This is a genomic window from Streptomyces sp. NPDC028289, from assembly GCF_055565975.1.
This window is the reverse complement of the sequence record NZ_JBVHTI010000009.1, coordinates 500,917-523,872: the sequence shown is the minus strand read 5'-3', so window position 1 is coordinate 523,872 and position 22,956 is coordinate 500,917. Positions and strand designations below refer to the sequence as shown.

General features: G+C 70.5%; 20 protein-coding genes. 16 read left to right on the top strand and 4 right to left on the bottom strand.

What is annotated here, in order from left to right:
* The 3 genes from ACZ4UV_RS42135 to ACZ4UV_RS42125 all read left to right on the top strand — a co-directional run bounded on the left by ACZ4UV_RS42135 (position 1) and on the right by ACZ4UV_RS42125 (position 2,931).
* Complete coding sequence (locus ACZ4UV_RS42135) at positions 1-1,260, top strand: sensor histidine kinase (RefSeq protein ID WP_451020893.1); 1,260 nt, start codon at positions 1-3, stop codon at positions 1,258-1,260.
* Positions 1,261-1,661: 401 nt separating this feature from the next.
* Entirely contained in the window at positions 1,662-1,958 is a 297-nt protein-coding gene (locus ACZ4UV_RS42130) for a DUF4193 domain-containing protein (protein WP_003997302.1), read from the top strand.
* 13 nt (positions 1,959-1,971) lie between these two features.
* Positions 1,972-2,931 carry a hypothetical protein gene (locus ACZ4UV_RS42125; protein ID WP_451020889.1) on the top strand — a complete coding sequence of 320 codons (960 nt, stop codon included), beginning with the start codon at positions 1,972-1,974 and terminating at the stop codon, positions 2,929-2,931.
* Positions 2,932-3,121: 190 nt separating this feature from the next.
* Here the strand turns inward: ACZ4UV_RS42125 and ACZ4UV_RS42120 are convergent, their stop codons facing one another.
* Positions 3,122-3,589, bottom strand: coding sequence for a DUF3093 domain-containing protein (locus tag ACZ4UV_RS42120; RefSeq protein WP_351491955.1), 468 nt, complete (start codon positions 3,587-3,589; stop codon positions 3,122-3,124).
* Positions 3,590-3,647: 58 nt separating this feature from the next.
* On the opposite strand from ACZ4UV_RS42120, the gene ACZ4UV_RS42115 reads away from it, so the two are divergent.
* The 8 genes from ACZ4UV_RS42115 to ACZ4UV_RS42080 all read left to right on the top strand — a co-directional run bounded on the left by ACZ4UV_RS42115 (position 3,648) and on the right by ACZ4UV_RS42080 (position 11,547).
* Entirely contained in the window at positions 3,648-4,232 is a 585-nt protein-coding gene (locus ACZ4UV_RS42115) for a PaaI family thioesterase (RefSeq protein ID WP_351491953.1), read from the top strand.
* A complete protein-coding gene (gene dut / locus ACZ4UV_RS42110; RefSeq protein WP_351491951.1) occupies positions 4,229-4,810 on the top strand; it encodes a dUTP diphosphatase in 582 nt (193 codons plus the stop codon). Before ACZ4UV_RS42115 ends, dut begins: the two co-directional genes overlap by 4 nt.
* A 1-nt stretch (position 4,811) precedes the next feature.
* A complete protein-coding gene (locus tag ACZ4UV_RS42105) occupies positions 4,812-5,576 on the top strand; it encodes a DUF3710 domain-containing protein (RefSeq protein ID WP_351491948.1) in 765 nt (254 codons plus the stop codon).
* 164 nt (positions 5,577-5,740) lie between these two features.
* Positions 5,741-6,907 (top strand): alginate lyase family protein, encoded by a 1,167-nt coding sequence (locus ACZ4UV_RS42100; protein WP_451020890.1) that lies wholly within the window; start codon positions 5,741-5,743, stop codon positions 6,905-6,907.
* Positions 6,908-7,058: 151 nt separating this feature from the next.
* Positions 7,059-9,617, top strand: coding sequence for an ATP-binding protein (locus tag ACZ4UV_RS42095; RefSeq protein ID WP_467845399.1), 2,559 nt, complete (start codon positions 7,059-7,061; stop codon positions 9,615-9,617).
* Positions 9,614-10,300, top strand: a complete 687-nt coding sequence (locus tag ACZ4UV_RS42090; protein ID WP_351491941.1) for a response regulator — start codon at positions 9,614-9,616, stop codon at positions 10,298-10,300. The genes ACZ4UV_RS42095 and ACZ4UV_RS42090 overlap by 4 nt, the downstream gene beginning before the upstream one ends.
* A gap of 77 nt (positions 10,301-10,377) precedes the next feature.
* Positions 10,378-10,776 carry an OB-fold nucleic acid binding domain-containing protein gene (locus tag ACZ4UV_RS42085; protein WP_093498625.1) on the top strand — a complete coding sequence of 133 codons (399 nt, stop codon included), beginning with the start codon at positions 10,378-10,380 and terminating at the stop codon, positions 10,774-10,776.
* Between the two features lie 3 nt (positions 10,777-10,779).
* A complete protein-coding gene (locus ACZ4UV_RS42080; protein WP_390035038.1) occupies positions 10,780-11,547 on the top strand; it encodes a DUF3159 domain-containing protein in 768 nt (255 codons plus the stop codon).
* Positions 11,548-11,611: 64 nt separating this feature from the next.
* Here the strand turns inward: ACZ4UV_RS42080 and ACZ4UV_RS42075 are convergent, their stop codons facing one another.
* Positions 11,612-12,283, bottom strand: coding sequence for a potassium channel family protein (locus ACZ4UV_RS42075; RefSeq protein ID WP_351491936.1), 672 nt, complete (start codon positions 12,281-12,283; stop codon positions 11,612-11,614).
* The gene (locus ACZ4UV_RS42070; RefSeq protein ID WP_089104280.1) at positions 12,283-12,954 is read right to left on the bottom strand and encodes a potassium channel family protein; all 672 of its coding nucleotides are present in this window, start codon (positions 12,952-12,954) and stop codon (positions 12,283-12,285) included. Before ACZ4UV_RS42070 ends, ACZ4UV_RS42075 begins: the two co-directional genes overlap by 1 nt.
* 363 nt (positions 12,955-13,317) lie before the next feature.
* On the opposite strand from ACZ4UV_RS42070, the gene ACZ4UV_RS42065 reads away from it, so the two are divergent.
* From ACZ4UV_RS42065 to ACZ4UV_RS42045, 5 genes are all read left to right on the top strand, one after another.
* Positions 13,318-15,363 carry an APC family permease gene (locus ACZ4UV_RS42065; RefSeq protein ID WP_451021717.1) on the top strand — a complete coding sequence of 682 codons (2,046 nt, stop codon included), beginning with the start codon at positions 13,318-13,320 and terminating at the stop codon, positions 15,361-15,363.
* A 97-nt stretch (positions 15,364-15,460) separates the two neighbouring features.
* Entirely contained in the window at positions 15,461-16,789 is a 1,329-nt protein-coding gene (locus ACZ4UV_RS42060; protein ID WP_451021718.1) for a class I SAM-dependent RNA methyltransferase, read from the top strand.
* A gap of 406 nt (positions 16,790-17,195) precedes the next feature.
* Positions 17,196-18,779 (top strand): FMN-binding glutamate synthase family protein, encoded by a 1,584-nt coding sequence (locus ACZ4UV_RS42055; protein ID WP_467845390.1) that lies wholly within the window; start codon positions 17,196-17,198, stop codon positions 18,777-18,779.
* A 13-nt stretch (positions 18,780-18,792) separates the two neighbouring features.
* Positions 18,793-20,556 (top strand): thiamine pyrophosphate-dependent enzyme, encoded by a 1,764-nt coding sequence (locus ACZ4UV_RS42050; protein WP_451021720.1) that lies wholly within the window; start codon positions 18,793-18,795, stop codon positions 20,554-20,556.
* A gap of 96 nt (positions 20,557-20,652) precedes the next feature.
* On the top strand, positions 20,653-21,498 hold the full coding sequence (locus ACZ4UV_RS42045) for an RNA polymerase sigma factor SigF (RefSeq protein WP_451021721.1): 846 nt from the start codon (positions 20,653-20,655) through the stop codon (positions 21,496-21,498).
* Positions 21,499-21,863: 365 nt separating this feature from the next.
* Here the strand turns inward: ACZ4UV_RS42045 and ACZ4UV_RS42040 are convergent, their stop codons facing one another.
* Positions 21,864-22,715 (bottom strand): YihY/virulence factor BrkB family protein, encoded by an 852-nt coding sequence (locus ACZ4UV_RS42040; protein WP_467845385.1) that lies wholly within the window; start codon positions 22,713-22,715, stop codon positions 21,864-21,866.
* Positions 22,716-22,956 lie beyond the last annotated feature (241 nt).

The following is a 22,956-nucleotide window of genomic DNA, read 5'->3' as shown; positions in this document are numbered from 1 at the left end:
GTGGCCGCCACCCCCGCACCCCCACAGGCACCCCCCAAGCCCACCTGGGACCCCCGAAGGCCGCAGCCCGTCCTGCCGTGGCTGCGCCCGACCATCCGCATACGGCTCACCCTGCTGTACGGCGGCATGTTCCTGATCGCCGGCATCCTGCTGCTGTCGATCATCTACCTGCTCGCCGCCCAGGCGATCAGCACCGGCAACCAGCCGCTTTTCAAGATTGTCGGCTTCGACAAGCTGTCGGTCTCCAGCGACAACTGCCCCGCGATCAACATGGCCGGCACGGCCAGCTCCGTGTCCCTGGGGGACTTCAACAACGCGATCGCCCAGTGCGTGGACCACCAGCGCCAGGCTGCGCTCGACGACCTGCTGAGCCGCTCACTCCTCGCCCTGCTGGGCCTGGCCGTGATCGCCTTCGCGTTCGGCTACGCGATGGCCGGCCGCGTGCTCTCCCCGCTCGGCCGCATCACCCGCACCGCCCGCGCGGTGGCCGGCTCGGACCTGTCCCGCCGGATCGAGCTGGACGGCCCGGACGACGAGCTGAAGGAGCTCGCGGACACCTTCGACGACATGCTGGAGCGGTTGCAGCGGGCCTTCACCGCCCAGCAGCGGTTCGTCGGCAACGCCTCGCACGAGCTGCGCACGCCCCTGGCGATCAACCGCACACTCCTGGAGGTGCATCTCTCGGACCCGGGCGCGCCCGTGGAGCTGCAGCAGCTCGGCAAGACGCTGCTGGCCACCAACGAGCGCAGCGAGCAGCTCGTGGAGGGCCTGCTGCTGCTCGCCCGCAGCGACAACCAGATCGTCGAGCGCAAACCGGTCGACCTGGCCGAGGTGGCCTCCCAGGCCGTCGACCAGGTGCACACCGAGGCGGAGGCCAAGGGCGTGACGATCCGGGGCGTACGGAAACCCGCCGTGGTCCAGGGCAACGGTGTGCTCCTGGAGCGGATCGCCCTGAACCTGCTGCAGAACGCGGTGCGCTACAACGTGCCCGAGGACGGGTGGGTCGAGGTCAACACCGAGGTCCAGCACGGGCAGGCGGTGCTCTACGTCGCGAACACCGGTCCGGTGGTCCCGGCATACGAGATCGACAACCTCTTCGAGCCCTTCAGGCGGCTCCGTACCGAGCGGACGGGCAGCGACAAGGGAGTGGGCCTCGGCCTGTCCATCGTGCGTTCCGTGGCCCGGGCGCACGGCGGGCACATCGTGGCCCAGCCCCGGGAGGGTGGCGGTCTCGTGATGCGGGTCACGTTGCCGGTCTGACGCCGTTACAAGATCGCGACACACGCGGGGGATGTTCGCTTTGCGCTGAATTTTCCAGCGGCGCGGCACGTTCCCCTCTGTGTGATCGATCACAAGGGCGGATTTCCGGCCATCTACTCTCCGTGATCATGGCCAGGGGAATAAAGCCGGGAAAATCCCTGTTTTCAGGGGTCTTGATCACGGGAAGTACAGGGTGAGGCGCCTTTGAAGTGTCTCGACAGGACCGTGTACGGTCCCCATCGCCATTCAACCTGATCGCTCTCGAGGGGTCCGGTTGGGTGTCGATTGAGTAACAGACCTTGATGTGAGGCAAAATCTCCGCCTCGGGTCGGGCACAAGTCCGGCCTCTCACGCGTTACGTGCGCTGGAGACACCGCAGACACCCAGAGGGGGAGAGCGACATGGCAACCGATTACGACACTCCACGCAAGACCGACGACGACGTCGACTCGGACAGCCTTGAAGAGCTGAAGGCCAGGCGGAACGACAAGTCGACGTCCTCGGTGGACGTCGACGAGTTCGAGGCCGCCGAAGGCCTGGAGCTGCCCGGCGCGGACCTCTCGAACGAGGAGCTGGCCGTCCGGGTGCTGCCCAAGCAGCAGGACGAGTTCACCTGCATGAGCTGCTTCCTGGTGCACCACCGCAGCCAGCTGGCCCGGGAGAAGAACGGTCAGCCGATCTGCCGCGACTGCGACTGAGGACGGGTCGGGCATGACCGGCTCGACCCCACCTCGGAAGCGCCGCTTCCCTTTGCCGGGAGCGGACTCTGGGCCGTCCGACGGCCCACGCGCGCGTGATGACGAGCGGGGCTCACCCGATGCGGGAGCCTCGCTCGAACCGGCGGCCGGCCGGGGTGACCTCCCGGCGCCGGCGCCGGCGGACAGGCCCGCGCCCGTCGCCCGGACGGGGGTCCCCCCGCTCGAGCGAAGTCGAGAGCGGGGGAGGGCCGCGGCCATCCGTGACAAGGCCGTGGACATGGCCCGGGAAGGGGCCCGTAAGGGCGGCAGCCGGGCGAAAGCGGGGCTGGCGTACCTCGCGGACCGGATCATCGAGATCGCCCCGCGTGTCCCCGTACGTGACCTCGGGACCCTGCGTCGGCAGTTCCCGGGCCTCGGGCCCGAGCAGCTGGCCGACAAACTGGTGGCGGGCGCGGCGGGCGCGACCTCGGCGGTCGGGGCCGGTGTCGGAGCGGCGGCGATGCTGCCGGTGCCGCCGGCGATGCCGACCGAACTGGCCGCGGAGATCACCGGGGTCGCGGCGATCGAGCTGAAGATGATCGCCGAGCTCCACGAGGTGTACGGCGTGCGGCCGCCGGGGAACCTGAAGGCCCGTAGCACCGCGTATCTGTCCTCCTGGTCGGGGGAGCGCGGGATCGACGTGATGAAGCCGTCGACGGTCAACAACGCCCTCGGCGGGCAGATGAAGCGTGAGCTGCGCCAGCAGATCATGAAGCGGATGGTGCGGGACCTGCCCAACCTGATGCCGTTCATGGTGGGCGCGGCGGTGGGGGCGGTCATGAACCGCCGGGACACCAGAAAGCTCGCCGCGCGGATCCGGGCGGACCTGAGAAAGATCCAGGTGCCGTGGGAGGAACTGCCGGAGCTGCCGCCGCTGGAGAAGCCGGCGGAGCCGCTGCCGATCGCCGAGCTGCCGGAGGACTTCGGAGGCTGACGGCCGTCCCGGCGGACACCGGACACCTTGGAAGTCGGCGCGGCCCCCGGCGGGGCCGGCACGGCGCCGAGCGCGCCGCTGGGAGTGCCGCGATATGCCGTCTGCCGCGCCGTCGTGGCTGGTCGCGCAGTTCCTCCCCCAGCCTTGCGGCCGGGGGACCCCCGGCGCCCCTTCGGGGGCGCTGCCCCGCTCAGGCCTTCGTGCTGCTCTTCGCCGCCTCGATCGCCGCCGCCAGGGCTTCCGGCTCCCGGGTCGACAGGTACAGGTACGGGGTCGGGTCCTCCGGGTCCGTGACCTCCACCCGCAGGGCCCTCGGGATGTAGGAGCGCAGCAGCAGGAAGGCGCGGACGTCGGCCTTGTACGTGCGCCAGGCGCGCGCCTCGTCCGGGTCCAGGATCTCCGCCGGGCCGAGGGCCGACACCGGGATCTTCGCCTCGCCCGCGATCAGCGAGTCGCCGACGACCCGGATGCGCGGGGAGCCGTACGAACTGGCCACCACCGCCGCCGCCGCGGTGCCGCCGGCCAGGCCGCCCAGCATCGGCAGGGTGCCGAACGGCAGCAGGATCAGGGCGAACGAGACGCCGACCAGGAAGCTGATGAACCACCAGGACCGGGGGGCGGTGAGGCGTTCTTCGTACGGGGTGGCGGAGAGCTGCATGGAGCCAAGCTTGGCACGGTGTCCGGATTCACCGGACGCGCGGGTAAGGTCTGCGGCTGTGAGTGGTAGTTCCGCAGCTCTTCAGCCTCCTGCCAGTGCCCGGAAACCGGAGCGGCACCCCGACGCGCCCGCGCCCGGCGAGCTCATCGGCGCACACTACGAACAGTGTTTCGGGTGTGGCCATGAGCAGTCCCACGGGCTGCACCTGGAGGTACGGGCCGGCGAGGGTGTCTCCCTCACCGCCGAGTTCGCCGTGCGCCCCGCGCACCAGGGCGCTCCGGGCCTCGCGCACGGCGGGGTGCTCGCCACCGCCCTGGACGAGACGCTGGGCTCGCTCAACTGGCTGCTGCGGAAGATCGCCGTGACCGGACGGCTGGAGACCGACTTCGTGCGGCCCGTGCCCGTGGGCACCACGCTCCACCTGGAGGCCGAGGTGGTCGCCGTGGCCGGCCGGAAGATCTACTCGACCGCCACCGGGCGCGTGGACGGCCCCGAGGGGCCCGTCGCCGTCCGCGCCGACGCCCTCTTCGTCGAGGTCCCGGTCGAGCACTTCGTCGACAACGGCCGCGAGGAAGAGATCCGGGCCGCGATGAAGGACCCGGACCAGGCCCGGCGCGCCCGCGCCTTCGAGGTGAATCCGTGAACCCTGCAGAATTCCCGGCCCCGGCCCGCTCGGCGGCCCCGCTCGGCGTCCTCGTCCGCCGTGTCGACCCCGACGTACCGCTTCCGGCGTACGAGCACCCCGGTGACGCGGGTGCCGATCTGCGCACCACCGAGGCGTGCGAGCTGAAGCCCGGGGAACGGGCCGTACTGCCCACGGGGGTGTCGATCGCCCTCCCGGAGGGGTACGCGGCCTTCGTACACCCTCGTTCGGGGCTCGCCGCCCGGTGCGGTGTGGCCCTCGTGAATGCCCCGGGGACGATTGATGCCGGGTACCGTGGGGAGATCAAGGTGATCGTGGTGAATCTCGACCCGCGCGAGGCGGTGCGGTTCGAGCGCTTCGACCGGATCGCCCAACTGGTCGTCCAGCAGGTCGAGAGGGTCCGCTTCCACGAGGTGGCGGAACTTCCCGACTCGGCGCGGGCCGAGGGGGGCTTCGGGTCCACCGGCGGTCATGCCGCGGTGGGCGACGTGAGCGGCACAAGCGGTCAGGCCGCCGAGGGCGGTCGGACGGGTGGGAATCGATACGCTTCGGTCGTATCCGACCGGGAAGGACAGTGACGTGTTCGGACGTCGCAAGAAGAAGGGTGCCGCCGAGGACGCGGCCGGCGAGGCCGAGCAGGTCGTCGACAGCGTCGACACCGAGGCGGACGAGGAAGCTGAGGGCGAGCGCGAGCGCGTTCGTCTGGAGCCGGAGCCCCGGCCCGACGGGCCGTGGGACGACACCGAGGTGCGCGAGCCCGGCGAGGGCCGGGTGGACCTGGGCGGTCTGTTCGTGCCGGGCGTGGACGGCATGGAGCTCCGGGTCGAGGTCGCGGGCGACGCGATCGTCGCGGCGACCGTCGTGCTGCGCGACAGCGCCGTCCAGCTGCAGGCCTTCGCCGCACCCAAGCGCGAGGGCATCTGGGGCGAGGTCCGCGAGGAGATCGCGACCGGCATCACTCAGCAGGGCGGCATCGTCGACGAGGTCGAGGGTCCGCTGGGCTGGGAGCTGCGCGCCCAGGTGCCGGTACAGCTGCCGGACGGCACGGGCGGCTTCCAGGTGGTGCGGTTCGTCGGTGTGGACGGTCCCCGCTGGTTCCTGCGCGGGGTGATCTCCGGGCAGGGGGCGGTGCAGCCGCAGGCGGCCGGTCTCCTCGAGCAGATCTTCCGGGACACCGTCGTGGTCCGCGGCGAGGGCCCGATGGCGCCCCGCGACCCGATCGTCCTGAAGCTGCCCAACGACGCCCAGATGGTCCCCGAGGGCGTCCAGCAGGAGGAGTCCTCGCGCTTCTCCGGCGGCATGGGCCAGCTCCAGCGCGGACCGGAGATCACCGAGGTCCGCTAGGAGCTCCGCGGGGAGAACCGTCCGAGAGCCGCACCCTTCGGGGTGCGGCTCTTTTGCGTGCGCGACCCCTTGACGGCGAATTGGTCTGTACCTACGGTCACGGCTCAACGCGCCGTTCATAAAGGCGCCTCGCGTTCACTTATATGAACGAAAGGCCTTCAGGTATGCGCAGAACCGGACTCCTCGTGGCCGTCGTCGCCCTCCTCGCCGGAGCCCTCTCCTGGCCGGCGCAGGCCGCCCCCAGCACCTTCGTGCACCCCGGGGTCACCGTCTCCAGGAGCCAGCTGGACTTCGCCCGCACCGAGGTGCTGGCCGGTGCCCAGCCCTGGAAGGCGGCCTACGACCAGATGATGGCGAGCAAGTACGCCGACCTGAACCGCACGCCGACCCCCTGGGCGACCGTCGAGTGCGGCTCGTACTCGAACCCCGACCACGGCTGCACCGACGAGCGCGAGGACGCGATCGCCGCCTACACCGACGCCCTCGCCTGGTACATCACCAAGGACGCCCGCTACGCCCAGAAGGCCATCCAGATCATGGACGCCTGGTCGGCCACCATCACCGGCCACACCAACAGCAACGCGCCCCTGCAGACCGGCTGGGCGGGCTCCTCCTGGCCCAAGGCGGCCGAGATCATCAGGTACACGTACACCGGCACCTGGGCGAACGAGGCCCGCTTCGCCACCATGCTGCGCAACGTCTACCTCCCCACCGTCATCAAGGGCTCCAACTCCAACGGCAACTGGGAGCTGTCGATGATGGAGGCCGCCGTCGGCATCTCCGTCTTCCTGGAGGACAAGGCGTCGTACGACACGGCCATGGCCAGGTTCCGCACCCGCGCCGCCGCCTACGTCTACCTGGCCTCCGACGGGTCGGTGCCGAAGACCGTACCCAGCCAGAACCTGGACACCACCGCCAAGATCGTCTCCTACTGGCAGGGCCAGTCCACCTTCGTCACCGGCCTCACCCAGGAGACCTGCCGGGACTTCACGCACACCGGGTACGGCATCTCCGCGATCTCGCACGTCGCCGAGACCAGCCGGATCCAGGGCCAGGACCTGTACGGCACCGACGTCGGCGAGCGGCTGCGGCAGGCGCTCGGCTTCCAGGCCAAGTACCAGCTGGGCACCGCCGTCCCCGGCTGGCTCTGCGGCGGCTCCCTGAACCTCGGGCTCGGGCCCGTCACCGAGGTCGGCTACAACGCCCTCCACAACCGCCTCGGCATCGCCATGACCAACACCCAGACGCTGACCCTGAACAACCGCCCCGCGGGCACCAACAACCTCTTCGTCGCCTGGGAGACCCTCACCCACGGCGACAACCCCAACTGAACCGACGGCACGGGCGCCGGAGCCGCGGCACCGGCGCCCATCAGGGTTGCGTCAAAGATGCCCGCTGCCGGGGTCCCTGCACCATTCGCCGGGATTGTTGGCCGTAAGGTCGACGCTGCGTTGACGGCAGTTGCAGGAAGACAATAGGACCATGGCACGCGGCAGGCTTCGGATCTATCTCGGTGCGGCACCGGGTGTGGGCAAGACCTACGCCATGCTCTCCGAGGCGCACCGGCGCGTGGAGCGGGGCACCGACTGCGTGGTCGCCTTCGTCGAGCACCACGACCGGCAGCGCACCGAGGTGATGCTGCACGGCCTGGAGCGGATCCGGCGCAAGGAACTGGACTACCGGGGCGCCGTGTTCACGGAGATGGACGTGGACGCCGTCCTGCACCGGGCCCCCGCCGTCGCCCTGGTGGACGAACTCGCCCACACCAACATCCCCGGCTCCCGCAACGCCAAGCGCTGGCAGGACGTGGAAGAGCTGCTGGCGGCCGGGATCGACGTGATCTCGACCGTCAACATCCAGCACCTCGAATCCCTCGGCGACGTCGTCGAGTCCATCACCGGCGTGCGCCAGCGCGAGACGGTGCCCGACGAGGTGGTACGGCGCGCGGACCAGATCGAGCTGGTCGACATGTCGCCCCAGGCGCTGCGCCGGCGCATGGCGCACGGCAACATCTACCAGTCGGACAAGGTCGACGCGGCCCTGTCCAACTACTTCCGGCCGGGCAACCTCACCGCCCTGCGCGAGCTGGCGCTGCTGTGGGTGGCCGACCGGGTCGACGAGTACCTGAAGCAATACCGCAGCGAGCACCAGGTCTCGGCGATCTGGGGCTCGCGGGAGCGGATCGTCGTCGGGCTCACCGGCGGACCGGAGGGGCGGACGCTGATCCGGCGGGCCGCACGGCTCGCCGAGAAGGGCGCCGGCGGCGAGGTGCTCGCCGTCTACATCTCCCGCAGCGACGGCCTGACCTCGGCCTCCCCGAAGGAACTCGCCGTCCAGCGCACCCTGGTCGAGGACCTCGGCGGCACCTTCCACCACGTCGTCGGCGAGGACATACCCGCGGCCCTGCTCGACTTCGCGCGCGGCGTCAACGCCACCCAGATCGTGCTCGGCTCCTCACGCCGCAAGGCCTGGCAGTACGTCCTCGGACCCGGCGTCGGCGCCACCGTCGCCCGCGAGTCCGGACCCGACCTGGACGTCCACATCGTCACCCACGGCGAGGCCGGCAAGGGCCGCGGGCTGCCGGTGGCCCGGGGCGCCCGGCTCGGGCGGGGCCGGATCATCGCGGGCTGGCTGGTCGGCCTGGTCGGCCCCGCCGTCATGGCGGTGCTGCTCAACACCGTCGACCTCGGCCTCGCCAACGACATGCTGCTCTTCCTGACCCTCACGGTCGCGGCCGCGCTGCTCGGCGGGCTCTTCCCGGCGCTGGCCTCGGCGGCCTTCGGGTCGCTGCTGCTGAACTACTTCTACACCCCGCCCCTGCACCGGCTGACCATCGCCGACCCGAAGAACATCGTGGCCATCGTGATCTTCTTCGGGGTCGCGCTGTCCGTCGCCTCGGTCGTGGACCTCGCGGCCCGCCGCACCCACCAGGCGGCCCGGCTGCGCGCCGAGTCGGAGATCCTCTCCTTCCTCGCCGGCAACGTGCTGCGCGGCGAGACGAGCCTGGAGGAACTGCTCGAACGGGTCCGGGAGACCTTCGGCATGGAGTCCGCCGCCCTCCTGGAGCGGGCGAGCGACGTCGAGCCGTGGAGCTGCGCCGGGCGCGCCGGTTTCGGGCCCGCTCTGGAACGGCCCGAGGACGGCGACGTCGACATGCCGATAGGCGACCACATGGCCCTTGCGCTGACCGGCCGGGTGCTGCCCGCCGAGGACCGCCGGGTGCTGGCCGCCTTCGCCGCCCAGGCGGTCGTCGTCCTGGACCGCAGGCGCCTGCAGGAGGAGGCCGAGCAGGCCCGCGCGCTCGCCGAGGGCAACCGGATCCGTACGGCCCTGCTGGCCGCCGTCAGCCACGATCTGCGCACCCCGCTGGCCGGCATCAAGGCGGCGGTCACGTCGCTGCGCTCGGACGACGTGGACTGGTCCGAGGAGGACCGGGCGGAGCTGCTGGAGGGCATCGAGGAGGGCGCCGACCGGCTGGACCACCTCGTCGGCAACCTGCTCGACATGTCCCGGCTGCAGACCGGCACCGTCACCGCGATCGTCCACGAGACCGACCTCGACGAGGTGGTCCCGATGGCGCTGGTCGGGGTGCCGGACGGCAGCGTGGACCTCGACGTCCCCGAGACCCTGCCGATGGTGGAGGCCGACGCCGGGCTCCTGGAGCGGTCGGTGGCCAACCTGGTCGAGAACGCCGTCAAGTACAGCCCCTCCGAACGGCCCGTGCTGGTCTCCGCCAGCGCCATCGCGGACCGCGTGGAGGTACGGATCGTGGACCGCGGGCCCGGCGTGCCCGACGAGGCCAAGGAGCGCATATTCGAGCCCTTCCAGCGCTACGGTGACGCTCCGCGCGGCGCCGGGGTCGGACTCGGACTCGCGGTCGCCCGGGGCTTCGCGGAGGCGATGGGCGGCACCCTGAACGCCGAGGACACGCCCGGCGGCGGGCTCACCATGGTCCTCAGCCTCCGCGCGGCAGGATCGGTCACCGAAGCGGCGCAAGCCGTGGCAGAACCCTTGGCAGAACCGGAAAGGCAGGCCTCATGACCCGTGTGCTCGTGGTCGACGACGAGCCGCAGATCGTGCGCGCCCTCGTGATCAACCTCAAGGCGCGCAAGTACGAGGTCGACGCGGCCCCCGACGGCCGTACCGCCCTCGAACTGGCCGCCTCCCGCCATCCCGACGTGGTCGTCCTCGACCTCGGCCTGCCCGACATGGACGGCGTCGAGGTGATCAAGGGGCTGCGCGGCTGGACCCGGGTGCCGATCCTGGTCCTCTCCGCCCGGCACTCCTCCGACGAGAAGGTCGAGGCGCTCGACGCGGGCGCCGACGACTACGTCACCAAGCCCTTCGGCATGGACGAGCTGCTGGCCCGGCTGCGGGCCTCCGTACGCCGCGCCGAGCCCGTCGCGGGGGGCGGTGAGGACGACGTCCTGGTGGAGACCGAGGGGTTCACCGTCGACCTGGCCGCGAAGAAGGTCAACCGGGCCGGCCGGGACGTCCGGCTCACCCCGACCGAGTGGCACCTGCTCGAGGTGCTGGTCCGCAACACCGGGCGGCTGGTCAGCCAGAAGCAGCTGCTGCAGGAGGTGTGGGGGCCGTCGTACGGGACGGAGACCAACTACCTGCGGGTGTACATGGCACAGCTGCGCCGGAAGCTGGAGTCGGATCCCTCGCACCCGAAGCACTTCATCACCGAACCCGGGATGGGGTACCGGTTCGAGAGATAGGACGGTTCGAGAAGTGAGGCGGGTCGCGAAGTGAGCTGGACTACGGCGGTGTCGGTGTGCCCCGGTACGCTTCAGACATGAGTGCTGTTCCTCGTTCCGAGAAGCCGGCCGGCCGGTTCCGGCGCATGCTCGACCGGCTCTCCTCGTCCCAGGAGGACCTGGAGTCGGAGGAGCTGCGCGAGGACGCCGACACCGCGGGCTGCATCCGGATCGGCGACTGCCACGACCGGCAGATCGTCACGGTAACTGGTACCTTGCGCACGGTCACCCTGCGGCCGCGCGCCGGAGTCCCGGCCCTGGAGGCCGAGCTGTTCGACGGCTCCGCCGCGCTGGACGTGGTGTGGCTCGGCAGGCGTTCCATCGTCGGCATAGAACCGGGACGCAGGCTCATCGCATCGGGCCGGATCTCGCTGAGCCGGGGCCGCCGGGTGCTGTTCAATCCCAAGTACGAACTGAGACCCCTCGGTAGGGAGTAGCCGGTGACGTCGCTCGACAAGCCGACCGAAGACACACAGGCGGAGGACGCCCGGGCGGAAGACGCGCGGGCGGTGACCGAGGCCGCGCTCTTCGAGGCGTTCGGCGGTGTCCGGGGCATGGTCGAGACGGTCCTGCCCGGCCTGCTCTTCGTCACGATCTTCACCATCAACAAGGACCTGCACTGGTCGGCGATCGCCGCGCTGGCGGTCTCCGTGGTGCTGGTCGTGGTCCGCCTCGCCATGCGGGACACCGTCAAGCACGCCTTCAGCGGGGTCTTCGGCGTCGCCTTCGGCGTCGTCTTCGCGATGATGACCGGCAACGCCAAGGACTTCTACCTCCCCGGCATGCTCTACACGCTGGGTCTGGCGCTGGCCTACATCGTCACGACCCTGTGCGGGGTCCCGCTGATCGGCCTGATCCTCGGCCCGGTCTTCAAGGAGAACCTCTCCTGGCGCACCCGCAACCCCGGCCGCAAGAAGGCGTACGCCAAGGCCAGCTGGGCGTGGGGTCTGATCCTGCTCGCCAAGTGCGCGATCCTCTTCCCGCTCTACTGGTGGGCCAACACCGCCCAGCTCGGCTGGGTGCTCGTCGCCCTGAAGATCCCGCCCTTCCTGCTCGCGGTCTGGCTCACCTGGGTCTTCCTGGCGAAGGCGCCGGCGCCGATCGACGTGTTCGCGGAGATGGAGGCGGCCGAGAAGGCCGAGGAAGAGCGCAAGGCGGCGCTGGCCGCGGAGAGCGCTGACGCCTCCGGCGGCCGCCACCGCAAGTAGTCCGGTCACGGGAGAAGGGCGCCCCCTCCGCAGCGGAGGGGGCGCCCTTCTCCCGTGCGTGTCGTCAGCTGTCTTCGCGCCGTACCGACAGCAGGTCCTCCAGCTGCTCCTCGCGGGCCTGGGCCGCCACGAACAGCAGCTCGTCGCCCGCTTCCAGGGAGTCCTCCTTGGACGGGGTGAGGACCCGGGTGCCGCGGATGATCGTGACCAGCGAGGTGTCCTCGGGCCACTCCACGTCGCCGACCTGGGTGCCGGCCAGGGCCGACTCCTCGGGCAGCGTCAGCTCCACCAGGTTCGCGTCGCCGTGGCTGAAGCGCAGCAGGCGGACCAGGTCGCCGACCGACACCGCCTCCTCCACCAGGGCCGACATCAGGCGCGGGGTGGAGACGGCGACGTCCACGCCCCAGGCCTCGTTGAACAGCCACTCGTTCTTGGGGTTGTTGACCCGGGCGACGACGCGCGGAACGCCGTACTCCGTCTTCGCGAGCAGCGAGACGACCAGGTTCACCTTGTCGTCGCCGGTCGCGGCGATCACGACGTTGCAGCGCTGCAGCGCCGCCTCGTCGAGGGAGGTGATCTCACAGGCGTCGGCCAGGAGCCACTCCGCCTGGGGGACCCGTTCCACCGAGATGGCGGTCGGGGCCTTGTCGATCAGCAGGACCTCGTGGCCGTTCTCCAGCAGCTCGCCCGCGATGGAGCGGCCGACGGCACCGGCCCCGGCAATGGCGACCCTCATCAGTGACCGCCCTCCTCTTCCGGACCCCCGGCGAAGGCGGCCTCGACCTTGTCGACGTCGTCCGTCCGCATCATCACGTGCACCAGGTCGCCCTCCTGCAGGACCGTCTGCGAGGTGGGCAGCATCGCCTCGCCGAGCCGGGTCAGGAACGCGACCCGGACCCCGGTCTCCTCCTGGAGCTTGCTGATCTTGTGGCCGACCCACTTCGGGGAGGCGTGCACCTCGGCGAGCTGGACCCCGCCGGTGGGGTCGCGCCACAGCGGCTCGGCGCCCGAGGGCAGCAGCCGGCGCAGCATCTGGTCGGCGGTCCAGCGGACCGTGGCCACGGTCGGGATGCCGAGGCGCTGGTAGACCTCGGCACGCCGGGGGTCGTAGATCCGGGCGGCCACGTTCTCCACGCCGAACATCTCGCGGGCGACCCGCGCGGAGATGATGTTCGAGTTGTCACCGCTGGAGACGGCGGCGAAGGCGCCGGCCTCCTCGATGCCCGCCTCGCGCAGGGTGTCCTGGTCGAAGCCGACTCCGGTGACCCGGCGGCCGCCGAAGCCCGGGCCCAGCCTGCGGAAGGCGGTGGGGTCCTGGTCGATCACGGCGACCGTGTGCCCCTGTTGCTCCAGGGTCTGGGCGAGAGCGGAACCCACTCTGCCGCAGCCCATGATGACGATGTGCACGACCGTCCTTCCGGTGTTCAAAAGTTACTGCTCAGCCCCATCAGGTTCTCAGACCGAGGCCCAAGCTACACACGCACCGACCCGGGCGGGCACCCCTGTGCCGCGCTCATCGCCGAGTGATGCTGCGCACGCTCCACGCGGTGAGGATTCCGAGGCCGACGAGGGCGACCGTGGCGCCGATCAGCTCTGCGGTCGCGGGCATGGGACCTCCGAAGTGCGAAGACAGGCGGGATCTGTCATCTAGGCACGGATCGGGCGTAAGCTGCGGAATCCGCAGTTCCAGCCGTCACCTTTTTCACTCGGGAGGCAGATCCCGCACTGCGGCTGGAGACCTGGCAGGTGGAAGGCCTACGATCCTCTCTCGTGTCCAAACTGACCGACGTGCCCAAACGGATCCTGATCGGGCGCGCTCTGCGCAGTGACCGGCTGGGCGAAACCCTCCTGCCGAAGCGCATCGCACTCCCCGTCTTCGCTTCCGACCCGCTGTCCTCCGTCGCCTACGCGCCGGGGGAGGTCCTGCTGGTCCTGTCCATCGCGGGCGTGTCGGCGTACCACTTCAGCCCCTGGATCGCGGTCGCGGTCGTCGTGCTGATGTTCACGGTGGTCGCCTCATACCGGCAGAACGTGCACGCCTACCCGAGCGGCGGCGGCGACTACGAGGTCGCCACCACGAACCTCGGCTCCAAGGCGGGCCTCACCGTCGCGAGCGCGCTGCTCGTCGACTACGTCCTGACCGTCGCCGTCTCCATCGCCTCCGGCATCGAGAACCTCGGCTCCGCGGTCCCCTTCGTGGTCGAGCACAAGGTGCTCTGCGCGGTCACCGTGATCGTGCTGCTGACGCTGATGAACCTGCGCGGCGTGAAGGAGTCCGGCAAGCTCTTCGCGATCCCGACGTACGTGTTCGTCGGCGGCGTTTTCATCATGATCGCGTGGGGTGCGTTCAGGGGCCTGGTCCTCGGGGACACGATGCGCGCCCCGACCGCCGGCTACCACATCAAGGCCGAGCACCAGGGCCTGGCCGGCTTCGCCCTGGTCTTCCTCCTCCTGCGGGCCTTCTCCTCCGGCTGTGCCGCGCTCACCGGCGTCGAGGCCATCTCCAACGGCGTCCCGGCCTTCCGCAAGCCGAAGTCGAAGAACGCGGCGACCACGCTGGCCATGATGGGCCTGCTGGCCGTCACCATGTTCTGCGGCATCATCGCGCTCGCCGCGTTCACCAAGGTCCGCATGGCAGAGAACCCGGCCACCGACCTGATCCGGGGCGGCGTCCCGATCGGCTCCGGCTACGTCCAGAACCCGGTGATCTCCCAGGTCGCCGAGGCCGTCTTCGGCAAGGGCAGCTTCCTGTTCATCGTGCTCGCCGCCGCCACCGCCCTCGTCCTCTTCCTGGCCGCGAACACCGCGTACAACGGCTTCCCCCTCCTCGGCTCGATCCTCGCCCAGGACCGCTACCTGCCGCGCCAGCTGCACACCCGCGGCGACCGCCTCGCCTTCTCCAACGGCATCGTGCTGCTCGCCGGCGCGGCCGCCCTGCTCACGGTGATCTACGGCGCCGACTCGACCCGCCTGATCCAGCTGTACATCGTCGGCGTGTTCGTCTCCTTCACGCTCAGCCAGACCGGCATGGTCCGGCACTGGAACCGCCACCTGGCGGTGGAGAAGGACCCGGCCAAGCGCAGCCACATGATCCGCTCCCGCGCGATCAACGCGTTCGGCGCCTTCTTCACCGGCCTGGTGCTGGTCGTCGTCCTGGTCACGAAGTTCACCCACGGCGCCTGGGTGGCGCTGCTCGGCATGTGCATCTTCTACGCCACGATGACCGCGATCCGTAAGCACTACGACCGCGTCTCCGAGGAGATCTCGGCCCCCGAGGAGCCCGACGACGACCTGGTACGGCCGTCCCGCGTGCACTCCGTCGTGCTGATCTCCAAGATCCACCGCCCCACCCTGCGCGCCCTGGCCTACGCCAAGCTGATGCGCTCGGACACCCTGGAGGCGCTCACCGTCAACGTCGACCCGGCCGAGACGAAGGCGCTGCGCGAGGAGTGGGAGCGGCGGGGCATAGACGTACCCCTGAAGGTCCTCGACTCGCCGTACCGCGAGATCACCCGGCCGATCATCGAGTACGTCAAGGGCCTGCGCGCCCAGTCCCCGCGGGACGCGGTCTCCGTGATCATCCCGGAGTACGTCGTCGGCCGCTGGTACGAGCACATCCTGCACAACCAGAGCGCGCTGCGGCTCAAGGGCCGGCTGCTGTTCACGCCCGGTGTGATGGTGACCTCCGTGCCCTACCAGCTGGCGTCCTCCGAGGCGGCCAAGATCCGGGCCCGCAAGCGCCAGGAGTGGAACGCACCGGGTGCGGTACGGCGCGGTCCGGCCGAGCACCGGCCCAAGGAGCACAGCGGGGGCTGAGCGGGGCGGGGAGGGCCGGCGACCCCGTAGACTGGTGGGCTGTCGTCGGCCCTCGCCCGGGCCGTTTCCCTCCCCCTTGATCTGGAGTCACCCCGCCATGCAGGCAGAACCGAAGAAATCGCTGGTGGGGACGGAGTACGAGGTCGAGGTCGGCCCGGTCGCGCACGGCGGGCACTGCATCGCCAGGACCGCCGAGGGCCAGGTGCTGTTCGTCCGGCACGCGCTGCCCGGCGAGCGGGTCGTGGCCAAGGTGACCGAGGGCGAGGAGGGGGCCCGCTTCCTGCGCGCCGACGCGGTCGACATCGTGGACGCCTCCAAGGACCGCGTCGAGGCCCCCTGCCCCTACGCCGGCCCCGGCCGCTGCGGCGGCTGCGACTGGCAGCACGCCAAGCCGGGCGCCCAGCGCCGGCTCAAGGGCGAGGTGATCGCCGAGCAGCTGCGGCGGCTGGCCGGCCTCACCCCCGAGGACGTCGGCTGGGACGGCACGGTCATGCCCGCCGAGGGCGACAAGCTCCCCGCGGGCGAGGTGCCGCAGTGGCGGACCCGGGTGCAGTACGCCGTCGACGCCGACGGCAACGCGGGACTGCGCCGGCACCGCTCGCACGAGGTGGAGCCGATCGAGCACTGCATGATCGCGGCGCCGGGCGTCAGCGAGCTGGGCATCGAGGAGCGCGACTGGTCGGGCATGGTCTCGATCGACGCGATCGCCGCGACGGGCTCCCAGGACCGCATGGTCATCCTGGAGCCGCGCCCGGGCGCCCGTCTGCCCCTCGTCGAACTCGACCGGCCCGTCTCGGTCATGCGGGTCGACGAGCACGACGGCGGCATCCACCGCGTCCACGGCCGCGCCTTCGTCCGCGAACGCGCCGACGGCCGCACCCACCGGGTCGGCAGCGGCGGCTTCTGGCAGGTCCACCCGAAGGCCGCGGACACCCTGGTCACGGCGGTCATGCAGGGCCTCCTCCCGCGCAAGGGCGAGATGGCGCTGGACCTCTACTGCGGCGTCGGCCTCTTCGCCGGCGCCCTCGCCGACCGCCTCGGCGAGAAGGGCGCGGTCCTCGGCATCGAGTCCGGCAAGCGCGCGGTCGAGGACGCCCGCCACAACCTCGCGGACTTCCCGCGCGTCCGCGTCGAACAGGGCAAGGTCGAGTCCGTCCTCCCGCGCACGGGCATCACCGAGGTCGACCTCATCGTCCTCGACCCGCCCCGCGCGGGCGCGGGCCGCAGGACGGTGGAGCACCTGTCGTCACTGGGCGCCCGCAGGATCGCGTACGTGGCCTGCGACCCGGCGGCACTCGCCCGCGACCTGGCGTACTTCCGGGACGGGGGTTACCGGGTGCGGACGCTGCGGGCGTTCGACCTGTTTCCGATGACGCATCATGTGGAGTGCGTGGCGATTCTTGAGCCCGCTGCGAAGGGCTCCTGATCTGCGGGTTTGCGGCCCAGGTGGTTCGCTCGACCTGTTTTGCTGTCTGCAGTGGGTCGAGCGGACGGTTCTCTCGCGGTGGACATCTCAGTGCTGCTGTCCTGCTGTAGGCCAGCCGGGTTGCCGGCCCGACGACCGTCGAAGCCTCGGTTCGGTCCCATCTCCGCGCCGAGTCGGAGGTCGGGTTGCCGCCCGGGTCTTGCCCATGCGGTACGGGCTGGGGCTGATGGCGTGTTCCCGTGTGGACGCGGCGCTGAGGGCGAGGGCGTTGGAGAAGCCCCATGCGGTCCACCACCCTGACGAGCGTGGCCGGGGGCTCGCGGCCCGTCCGGCGGCCACGGCGACTGGGAGCGTCCAGTGCCCGGCTGTCGCGCATGGCGATCGATAACCGGGCAACACGCCAGGAGTGACACGCGTTGGAATCGTCCTCCTGACTCTGGTGGCCGCTCTCGGGGCTTTGGCCGCGGCGCTCGGGATCTCGCCCTACTGGTGGTTCGCGGCCGCCCCGCTCATGTTCACGGGGGTGCTGGGCGCCTGGGACCTGGTGCAGCGGCGGCACTCGGTGCTGCGCAACTATCCCGTCCTCGGCCATGCCCGCTACCTCCTGGAGCGCGTACGCCCGGAGCTGCAGCAGTACTTCATCGAACGGAACTACGACGGGCGCCCCTTCGACCGGGATGTGCGCAGCATCGTCTACGAGCGCGCCAAGGGCACCGCCGCGGAGGAGCCGTACGGCACCGAGCGGGACGTGTACCAGCCCGGTTACGAGTTCCTGGTCCCGTCGATGGCGCCGTGCCCGGTGCCGAAGGACCCGCCGCGCGTGAGGATCGGCGGACCGGACTGCAGCCGTCCGTACGACATGGCACTGCTGAACGTCTCGGCGATGAGCTTCGGCTCGCTCTCCGCCAACGCGGTCCTCGCGCTCAACGGGGGTGCCGCGGCCGGGGGTTTCGCCCAGGACACCGGTGAGGGCGGGCTGTCCGAGTATCACCTCCGTCCGGGAGGCGACCTCGTTTGGGAGATCGGCACAGGGTACTTCGGCTGTCGTACCGAGGAAGGCGATTTCGACGCGGCCGAGTTCACCGACAAGGCCGCACACGATCACGTCCGGTGTGTGTCCCTGAAACTGTCGCAGGGCGCGAAGCCCGGCATCGGCGGTGTTCTGCCGGGAGCCAAGGTGAACGCCGAGATCGCCCGGGTCCGCGACGTGCCCGAGGGGCGGACGGTCGTCTCCCCGCCGTACCACCGGGTGTTCTCCACCCCGTGCGAACTCGTGCGCTTCGTTGCTCGCATGCGCGAGTTGTCCGGTGGCAAGCCTGCCGGGTTCAAGCTGTGTGTGGGCTCCCGCCGGCAGTTCCTGGCCGTGTGCAAGGCCATGTTGGAGGAGGGCACTGCGCCTGATTTCATCGTGGTGGACGGGGCCGAGGGCGGGACCGGTGCGGCGCCGCTGGAGTTCGCGGACCATGTGGGCACCCCGCTCACCGAGGGCTTGCACACCGTTCACAACGCCCTCGTGGGCGTGGGTCTGCGCGATCGGATCAAGATCGGGGCGAGCGGCAAGATCGCCACCGGTACTGACCTGGTCAAACGAATGGTGCAGGGCGCCGACTACGGCAACGCTGCGCGGGCGATGATGTTCGCCGTCGGGTGCATCCAAGCGCAGAGGTGCCATACCAACACCTGCCCCACGGGTGTCACGACCCAGGACCCACGGCGTGCTCGCGCCCTCGACGTAGGCGACAAGACGACGCGCGTCCAGCGCTTCCAGCAAGCGACCGTGGCCAGCGCGTTGCAGATCATGGCGTCCATGGGTGTCACCGACCCCGCGGAACTGCGTCCGCACATGCTCCGCCGGCGCGTCGACCCCTGCACCGAGCGCTCCTTCGAGGAGCTGTACGAGTGGCTCGCGCCAGGGCAGCTGCTCGCCGAGCCGCCCGCCTCCTGGGCGGCCGACTGGCAGGCCGCCGACCCCGACCGTTTCACCGTGTGACCTGGAGGACTACGTGCCCCGTACTGTTGCCCGCGTCATCGTGGACGCGTTGAGCGAACTCGGCGTGCGCCAGGTGTTCGGCGTCGTGGGAGACGCGCTCAATCCCCTGACCGACGCCATCCGCACCACCGAGGGCCTGGAATGGGTGGGCTGCCGGCACGAGGAGGCGGCGGCTTTCGCCGCGAGCGCCCAGTCGCAGCTCACCGGCACCCTCGGCGTGTGCATGGGCACGGTCGGACCCGGTTCCGTCCACCTCCTCAACGGGCTGTACGACGCGGCCAAGAGCCACGCCCCGGTCCTGGCCATCGCCGGCCAGGTGCCGCTCGCCGAACTCGGCAGCGACTACTTCCAGGAGGTGGACAACGACGCCCTCTTCAGGGATGTGGCCGTGTTCCGCGCGACCATCACCTCTCCCGACCAGCTTCCGCAGATGCTGGAGACGGCGGTGCGTCACGCACTGGGCCGCAGGGGCGTCGCCGTTCTCACGGTGCCGGGTGACCTGGGCGAGCGGGAACTGACCGCCGGCCGGCCGGCCCGGTTCTCCCTGAACGCCCCGGTGAGCCGGCCGGACGGGTCGGCCGTCCACCGTGCCGCGGAACTCCTCGACCGCTCCGAACGGGTGACCCTGCTCGTCGGTGAGGGCGCCCGCGCCGCTCGCGAGGACGTCCTCACCCTCGCCGACCGCCTGGCCGCACCGATGGTGCTCACCCTGAAGGCCAAGGCGGGCTTCGAAGGCGACGACAACCCCTTCCAGGTCGGCCAGACGGGGCTGATCGGCAACCCCGCCGCCGCTGCTGCCCTCCAGGACGCGGACACCCTGCTGCTGCTCGGCACGGACTTCCCCTACCGGGACTGGTATCCCGAGGGCCGGACCGTGATCCAGGTGGACACCGAGGCCACCCATATCGGACGCCGGGTACCGGTCGACGTCGGGCTCGTGGGAGACACCGGCGCCACCGTACGCGACCTCCTGGGCGACCTCGCCGCCGCGCCCGCCGGGTTCGAAGGCGCACGTGACCGCTCGCACCTGGAGAAGGCGCGTGAACGCTTCGACCAGTGGCGCACCGGTCAGGCCCGGCTCGCCGATCCGTCGCACGACAAGGGCGTGGTGGGCCGGGTCCGCTCCGCGCTGGACAACCGCGCCCAGGACATCCGCCCTGAGGCGCTGGCCGCGGCCGTCGACCGGATCGCGGCCGATGACGCCGTCTTCACCTCTGACACGGGCATGGCCACCGTGTGGCTCTCGCGCTTCGTCGAGATGCGCGGCGAGCGGCGCCTCATCGGCTCCTACAACCTCGGCTCGATGGCCAACGCCATGCCCCAGGCCCTGGGCGCCCAGTGCCTGGACCGCGAGCGCCAGGTGGTGGCCTTCTGCGGCGACGGCGGACTGAGCATGCTCCTCGGCGACCTCATGACCCTGAAGACGTACCGCCTTCCCGTCAAGCTCGTCGTCTTCGACAACCGCCGGCTGGGCATGGTGAAACTCGAGCAGGAGCAGTCCGGCCTGCCCGAGTTCGGCACCGTGCTCGACAACCCCGACTTCGCCGCCGTAGCCGAAGCCATGGGCATCACTGGCATCCGTGTGACCGACCCGGCCGACGTGGAGGGCGCCGTGCGACGCGCCTTGGGCAGTCCGGGCCCGGTCCTGCTGGACGTCCTCACCAACCCCGACGAGATCGCCGTCCCGGCCAAGCCGACCGTCGAGCAGGGCTGGGGTTTCGCGGTCGCCAAGGTGAAGGAGATCGTACGCAGCCATGGAGAGTCCGGTGGGGACTGACAACAGTTCGAGGAATGCCGATCGGCGGACGGGGTAGGCGCGTGCCTGCCGGACGATGGACCGGCGCGGACGAGGCTGATCGACTGGGAGGGCGCCATGATGCCGACGACGACCGTGCTGACCGCCGAGCAGACGGTGGATGTGCCGGAGATCACGGACCCTTCCAAGGTCGCGCCGAAGGACGCGCGGGAGCTGTCGAAGCCGTTCTTCGACCGGCTGGCCGTCCTGGAGGAGGGAACGCCCGAGTATCAGTACGCGCGCAACACGCTGATCGAGATGAACATGTCGCTGGTCCGGTTCGCGGCCGGCCGGTTCCGCAGCCGCGGGCCGGAGGAGATGGAGGACATCGTCCAGGTCGGCATGATCGGCCTGATCAAGGCGATCGACCGCTTCGAGCTGACCCGCGAGGTCGAGTTCACCTCCTTCGCCGTGCCGTACATCGTCGGCGAGATCAAGCGGTTCTTCCGCGACACCTCGTGGGCCGTACATGTCCCGCGCCGGCTCCAGGAAGCCCGCGTCCAACTCGCCCGCGCCAACGAGGAACTGCGCAGCCGACTGGGACGGACACCGACCACCAAAGAGCTTTCCGAGCTGATGAGCCTTCCGGAGGACGAGGTCGTCGAGGCCCAACTGGCCTCCAACGGCTACAAGTCCGCCTCCCTGGACGCGGCGATCAACGGCAGCGAGGACGGCGAGGCCGCGCTGGCGGACTTCATCGGCGACGAGGACGCCGCCCTCGGCCTGATCGAGGACTTCCACGCCCTTGCCCCGATGATCGCCGAACTCGACGAACGCGACCGCAAGATCATCCACTGGCGGTTCGTGGAGGAACTCACCCAGGCCCAGATCGGTGAACGTCTCGGTGTCTCCCAGATGCACGTCTCCCGGCTGATCTCCCGTCTTCTGGCACGCCTGCGTGAAGGCATGCTCAGCACCGTCTGACGTGCGAAGGCACGCTCAGCACCGTCTGACGTTCGGGGGCCCGGCAGCCGGACGGCAGCCGCGAGGTCCTGCCGATCGGGCGGGGCCCCGCGGCTGCGTGGTGCGGTCCGCTTCCACGCTCGCCGCGATCGGGTCGGGCCGACGACAGATACGGCGCTCCGAGCACCGTTCCCACCCCGAGACGCGGCGCACCGCGCGAGGCCGGAGGCCGCGACCGCCCACGCGGCCGGCGGGCAGACACCGCCACAGGTCAACCGAGCGGTCTGCTCACGGTTCGTGCGGTGTCGGCGCGTGCGTGCTGTACTGAGCGAACCGGCCGAAGGGAAGGCTGCGGGCGGTCCCGCCGCAGGTACTGGAAGACCGGTTCATTCCCCGTGCACGGGCTTCGCCAGCTCTGCGTTGAACTGAGCGCCGACCAGCAGGGACAGGTTGGACAGCCATAGCCAGACCAGGAAGACCACGACGCCTGCCAGTGAACCGTACAGACGGTGATAGGTGCTGACATGGGAGGTGTAGACGGCGAATCCGAGTGAGACCCCCAACAGAAGCACTACCGCCAAAGTGCCGCCGGGCGCCATCTTCCCGACAGGGCGGGAGGGCGCCGGGCCCGAACGGTACAGGACGAGTACCAGGGCGACGGCGACGGCGGCCACGACCGGCCACCGCAGTGTGTCCCAGGCGGCCTGGGGCCAGGTGCCCAGAGACAGCACCCGGCCCAGACGCCGGGCCAGGCTGCCAGTGAGAGACAGCGCGAGGGTCGACGTGAGAAGCAGGGAGATCAGGACGAGGGCCGTGGCGATGATACGCGGAGCAGTGCGCCAGACCGGCCGGTGCGCGCTGGTTCGATGCATGGCGTGCAACGCCCGGCGGAAGACGCTCAGATAGCTGGACCCCGACCAGAGGGCTCCCGCCCCTCCGAGGATGATCAACGTCCATGCCGCCGAGGACTGTCCGGCCATCTGCAGCAGGGTGCTGCGCAGCAGAGCGCGGGACGCGACCGGAGCGGCCTGCGACATGCGGTCGATGACCTCCGGCCTGGCCGTGGGCATGGTCAGACCCAGGATCGAGAGGATCACCAGCAGCAAGGGGAACAGGGCCAGGACGGCGTAATAGGTCAGCGCAGCGGCCCAGTCCGTGACGTCGTCGTTCCAGACGGCCACCGGAGTGCGGCGCAGCGCCGCCCACCACCGAGCCGTTCGACCGTCTGCATCATCCATGATGCGGACGTTCTCACCCCCCCGTCCTCGGACCGTCTCATCCAGCACTACGGTGCGACACCACCCGGCCGCGTGTGTCGCATACCGCACCAAGTGCCTCCTGCCCGAGATACTCTGGCCCTCACTGTACGCATGCCCGACACGCCTTTCGAGCAGCCGCTCTGGCCGGCGGACGGTCACAGGGGGCCACGGTCCCCTGCCTCTCTCAGTCACCGTGTGGTGAACAGAGCTGTCGGCACGT